The organism is Nocardia sp. NPDC057668, assembly GCF_042799795.1.
Lineage (GTDB): Bacteria > Actinomycetota > Actinomycetes > Mycobacteriales > Mycobacteriaceae > Nocardia.
In genome coordinates this window covers 217,791-222,879 of sequence record NZ_JBHVIC010000003.1, presented here as the reverse complement: position 1 = coordinate 222,879, position 5,089 = coordinate 217,791, and the positions used below count along the sequence as shown (strand labels likewise).

Annotated in this window: 6 protein-coding genes; 3 read left to right on the top strand and 3 right to left on the bottom strand. The window is 68.3% G+C overall.

The genetic code is table 11. The features are described 5' to 3' along the window. Positions 1 to 29 precede the first annotated feature (29 nt). The gene (locus ACFVBH_RS19625) at positions 30 to 188 is read left to right on the top strand and encodes a hypothetical protein (RefSeq protein ID WP_354988420.1); all 159 of its coding nucleotides are present in this window, start codon (positions 30 to 32) and stop codon (positions 186 to 188) included. Positions 189 to 349: 161 nt separating this feature from the next. Here the strand turns inward: ACFVBH_RS19625 and ACFVBH_RS19620 are convergent, their stop codons facing one another. Together ACFVBH_RS19620 and ACFVBH_RS19615 are read right to left on the bottom strand one after the other, a co-directional pair. Then, positions 350 to 778 (bottom strand): hypothetical protein, encoded by a 429-nt coding sequence (locus ACFVBH_RS19620; RefSeq protein ID WP_354988421.1) that lies wholly within the window; start codon positions 776 to 778, stop codon positions 350 to 352. Between the two features lie 54 nt (positions 779 to 832). Continuing rightward, entirely contained in the window at positions 833 to 1,591 is a 759-nt protein-coding gene (locus tag ACFVBH_RS19615) for a GTP pyrophosphokinase family protein (RefSeq protein WP_379003139.1), read from the bottom strand. 233 nt (positions 1,592 to 1,824) lie between these two features. Here ACFVBH_RS19615 and ACFVBH_RS19610 point away from each other — a divergent pair, with 233 nt between their 5' ends. Both ACFVBH_RS19610 and ACFVBH_RS19605 read left to right on the top strand, forming a co-directional pair. Beyond that, positions 1,825 to 2,622 (top strand): S1 family peptidase, encoded by a 798-nt coding sequence (locus ACFVBH_RS19610; RefSeq protein ID WP_379003137.1) that lies wholly within the window; start codon positions 1,825 to 1,827, stop codon positions 2,620 to 2,622. A 150-nt stretch (positions 2,623 to 2,772) separates the two neighbouring features. Further along, complete coding sequence (locus ACFVBH_RS19605; protein ID WP_354988424.1) at positions 2,773 to 4,128, top strand: NAD(P)/FAD-dependent oxidoreductase; 1,356 nt, start codon at positions 2,773 to 2,775, stop codon at positions 4,126 to 4,128. A gap of 18 nt (positions 4,129 to 4,146) precedes the next feature. On the opposite strand, the gene ACFVBH_RS19600 is transcribed toward ACFVBH_RS19605, so the two are convergent. Next, positions 4,147 to 4,995 carry a DUF4436 family protein gene (locus ACFVBH_RS19600; protein ID WP_379003135.1) on the bottom strand — a complete coding sequence of 283 codons (849 nt, stop codon included), beginning with the start codon at positions 4,993 to 4,995 and terminating at the stop codon, positions 4,147 to 4,149. Between the last annotated feature and the right edge of the window lie 94 nt (positions 4,996 to 5,089).

Below are 5,089 nucleotides of genomic sequence, written 5' to 3'. Positions count from 1 at the left end.
GACCGCCCCGGACGGTCGCCCTCCCGGCGATGGCCCTGCTCATCCTCGCCGGCGGCAGCGCGAGCTGCCTGCCCGGCGGGATTCCGGGCGCCCAGCGCACGACGAAAGAACTCGACCTGTTCGCCCCGGCGGCGCCGGATCCGACGCACTACACCCGCCCCGCGACCCCCTTGCCCCTATCGACCTGATCGCTCCGGCCGGCCCGCCGCTACGCCGCGGTGGGCCACCCCGAAAACCGCACCCCGAGAACACGATCGGCCGGACCCACCCGGTCTCCCCGATACCCGAGCGGACCGGCGACCCCGGTCCGCTCGTCCGCGTGCGCGGACCATGAAACATGGTCGGCCGGTCAGCAATTCGCGCCGGGAGCCAGCAGATCGGGGGCGCTGTCCGGGCGGAGTTGTGGGACGTAGATCGAGATCGCGAGGCGGACGTCGAGGTCGGCCAGGCGGCGCAGGAGGGACGGGGAGAACACGGGGGAGGAGACCGGGCCGGTCAGTTCGGCTTCGTAGCCGAGATCGAAGACCCGGTCCCGGACCGCGTGCCAGTGGGCGCGCGCCGGGGCGTCGAGGCCTTCGATCACCGTGCACAGCGCCTCGGCGACGACGGCGGGATCGTCGGTGTCCGCCAGGATCGCTTCGAACGTGAACAGGAACAGGCCGTCGGCGTCCGTGCCGACGTGCAGGACGGAGATATCGGCCCCGAAGGCGGTACGCAGGGCCGTCGGATCGGCCGTATCTCGCACTTCCACATCGATATTCAAGAAACGGGCGCTCATTGTGCCCATCCTGCCACGGGTGTCGAATGTGTTTTCCCGGCGAACGTCGTGCGGTCAGTCCTCGGCGAGCAGGTTTTCGTAGAGGGCGCTGAAATCGAGACCGCCCTGGCGTTCGGAGATGGGGGCGCGGTGGCCATTGTGGTCCACCAGGCGGTGCAGGGACTCCATTTTCTCGTCGAGCTGATTGGCGGCCTCGGCGGCCCGGGTCAGTTCGGCGAGGAGGTTCGGGGGGACCTGGCCGCGATATTTGTAGTAGATCTTGTGTTCCAGGCTGGCCCAGAAATCCATGGCGATCGTGCGAATCTGGATCTCGACGGGAACGCGGACCGTGCGATCGACGCGGAACACCGGGATCGAGACGATCAGGTGCAGGCTCTGATAGCCGTTCGGCTTGCGATGGGTGATGTAATCGCGTTCGTCGAGGACCGTCACATCCTCCTGACCGGCGATCATGTCCCGGACCGCGGCGATGTCGGAGATGAAGCTGCAGACCACGCGGACACCGGCGATGTCCAGGACGTTCTCCCGGATGCTGGCCAGGTTCATCGGGTACTTCTTGCGCTGCACCTTCTCCAGCACGCTCTCGGGTGACTTCAGCCGCGAGTTGATGTGCTCGATCGGGTTGTACTCGTTCGAATTGTGCAGATCCTCACGCAGGATATTGAACTTCGTGGTGATCTCGTCGATCGCGAATTTGTAATCGAGCATGAAGTCGACGAACTGCCCGTGCAGTACGCGAAGCTCGTCTATCCGTACCGCGCCCGAGCCGTCGGCTTCGACGTCGGGGGCCGGGGATCGCTCGGGAGATTTCATCCCCTCCATACTGACAGACGTCCGAATATCCGCACGTCAGCGCAATTCACGACCGCGAATTCGGGCACGCCGAGGGGTGGAAGCTGCGCCATTGTGCCGTGCGCCACATATAGGATTCTTTCGGCAGCGTCCATCGGCCCGAGACATGTTCACCGGACGCCGCGCAACAGTTGGTCAGCCCGTTGGCGAAAACCTCCCGAGTCCCTGTTGCATCGCACCCGTAGGAGCAGGCCATGCCCCTTCGAAACACAGCCGGGTACCGACGAGCAATTCCCTGGGCCGGTTGCGTCGCCGTCGCGGCGATAGCCCTCGCGCCCTGCACCCCCGCCTCCGCCATAGCGGGCGGGCACCCCGCGGCCGCCGGGGAAGTCCATTCCGTCGTGCAGATCACCGGCGCGCTCAGTCCCTGCAATGGCACGATTCTCACCCCGCGCGCCGTGCTGACCGCCGCGCACTGCCTGATCGGCGTCGAACGGCCGACGAACCTGGGCATCCTGTACGGCTCGACCGACACCGGCGCGGGCACCCCGATCGAGGTCTCGGACGCGGCGGTGAACGAAGGGTTCAACCCGATGCTCGGCCTCGGCGACATCGCCGTCCTCACCCTGGCCGAGCCCATCGTGTTCGGTCCCACGGCGCAGCCCGCCGACCTGCCCCCGCAGGGCCAGGATCCGGCCATCGGCGATTTCGCCGTCATCGCCGGGTGGGGCGCGACCGAACCCAACGGATCCCAAAGTCCCACACTGCAAGTGGGCACGGCGCTGATCATTCCCCGCGCGCACTGCCTGGTGCCCGCGGCCGTGCTGGGCCTGCTGGGCGACATCGTCTGTATCTCCGGCGCCGGTACCGCCCGCCCCTGTATCGGCGACAGCGGCGGCCCGATGCTCTATACCCCGCCCGGCGCCCCGCGCCCCCAGGTCGTCGGCGTCACCTCCAACGGGATGCCCTGCGGTCACGAATTCACCACCCACGCCGCCTACACCCGGGTCGGGCACTTCAGCACCTGGATCCAGGATCACCTGCCCGACTGATCGGCGGGCGGTTCCCGGGTCAGCGCTCGTCTCGGCGGGTCCCCCCGCATTCGGCGGTGTGCCGATCGTCACCGCATCGCGGCGGCGGGGTTTCGAGCCGGGTGTGCGGGGAAACGCCGAGGAAACCCCCGAGACCAACGAGGTGGCGCAGTGACAGTCGAGAACAGTGCGGGCCGGCAGCGCGTGGTGATCGTCGGGAGCGGATTCGCGGGATTCACCTGTGCCAGGAAGCTGTGCCGAATCCTGGGCCGGTCCGGGCGGGACGTGGAGATCGTGCTGGTCTCGCCGACCGACTATCACCTGTACACGCCGTTGCTGCCGGACGTCGCCGGTGGGCTGATCGACCCGCGGTTCGTCGCCATCTCCCTGGTCGACACGCTGCCGAAGGTCACGCTGGTGATCGGCAAGGTCGACACGATCGACCCGGACTCGAAAACCCTGACCGTGCAACGGGATAGCGAAGGGCCCGTCGAGTTGTCCTGGGACAGGCTGGTGTTGACCCCGGGCTCGGTGACGCGCCTGTTCGATGTGCCGGGCCTGGCGGAGCACGCGCGCGGGCTCAAGACCATCGCCGAGGCGGTGTACCTGCGCGAGCACTTCCTGCGTCAGCTCGTGGAGGCCGACAACGAGGACGACCCCGGCGTGCGCGAGGGCCGTCGCACCGTCGTGGTCGTCGGAGCCTCCTATGCCGGAACCGAACTCGTCGCGCAACTGCGCGCACTGGCCGACGCCTATACCGCGCGCCGCGGCCTCGACCCCGCCGATGTTCGGTTCCTGCTGCTGGACACCGCGGACCGGGTCATGCCCGAAGTAGGTGAACGGCTGGGGGAGAAGGCATTACAGGTCCTGCGCGACCGCGGGATCGACATCCGCTTGGAGACCACGCTGGATGAGGTCACCGACGAGCGAGTGGTGCTCACCGACGGCACGGTCGTTCCCACCCGCACTGTCGCGTGGGTGACCGGGGTGACCGGCGCCCCGGTCCTCACCGGCCTGAAGCTGCCGATGGAACGCGGCCGGCTCGTTGTGGACCCCACGCTGCGGGTGCCCGGTCACCCCGACATCTTCGCCGGCGGTGACGCCGCGGCCGTACCCGACCTCGTCGTGCCGGGCAAGATCACTCCGCCGACCGCCCAGCACGCCACCCGCCAGGGCAGCGTCCTGGCTCGAAACGTCGCGGCGAGCCTGGGCGTCGGCACCGGCACCCGCTACAAACACCGCGACCTGGGCCTGGTCGTGGATCTCGGCCCGCGCTTCGCGGTGGCCAACCCCCTCGGCGTGCGGCTGTCGGGCCTGCCGGCCAAGGCGGTCACCCGCGCCTACCACACCCTGGCGGTGTCCCGGGGCGTCAACCGCTGGGCCATCACCCTGTCCTACCTCACCAATCTCTTCACCCCGCGCCCGCTCTCGACCCTGGGCCTGGTGGACGCGGTCGAATCGGGATTCGGTGGCAGCGAGGGGATTTCGGCCGAACCGCAACGGCAGGCGGCCGGAAACACTCGATGAGTGCCGAAACGCGCGCTCTCAGCCGGTGACTCGCACGCCCTTCCAGGTCACCAGGGCGATGGAGAACGCGACGATCGCCTCGGCCCAGAAGAACGCGCAGTAGTCGATCAGCGAGCCCACCGGTGGCGTGCCGGGTGCGGCGTTGCGGAAACCGACCAGGGCGAACAGGGTCGCGGCCATCCAGCCCAGGGCCGGCCAGGGCAGGCCGAGGCGATGGCGCACGATGTAGAGCGCGCCGGCCAGGACGGACAGCGACAGCAACCACATGACCAGCAGCTGGAACCAGGCCAGGATGAACGTGCCCCGCGAGCGCTTGACCTTGATCTCCGCGTACGCGACGCCCGCGTCCACCTGTTCCTCGGTGACACGACTGAGGTAGAAGGGGTCATAGTCGGTGTAGGACACCGACATCGGAATGTCCGCTCCGTCGACGGTCACCTCGGCGAGCAGCTGCACGGTGTACCGGTCGAACGGGTAGTCCGAGATCACCCCGTCCGAGAGTGGCAGCCGCACCTCCTTGACCGCGATCCGGTCACCGGCGGGCAGCTCCATTCGCGTCGTGGTCGCCAGCGGCAACTCGACCACGATGTTCTTCGCGGGAATCGTCTGGTCCTGGTCGGTGGCCAGCGCTCCCCACGGCACGACCCGCAACTGGGTCACCACTTCCCGCCGCTGTGCCTCGATCCGCTGCGCACCGAACTCCAGGTGCACCCCGTCACCGACCTGCTCGGCCCCGACCTCGGAGGTGACTTCCCGGGTACCCCGCTCGTTCGCGTAGGCGAGCGCACCAATGGCAATCGCGCACAGCACGCCGACAGCTGCCAGTACATAGGGCAACCCGCGTCGTTTGGAAGCAGTCTCCGCCACGATCGGGAACGTTAGCGAATTTGTGGCTACTTGCCTGGGCGTAGGGGGTTGGCGCGCCGGAGCGCGGGCGTCCCGCGACGCGTTCGAGACCTTC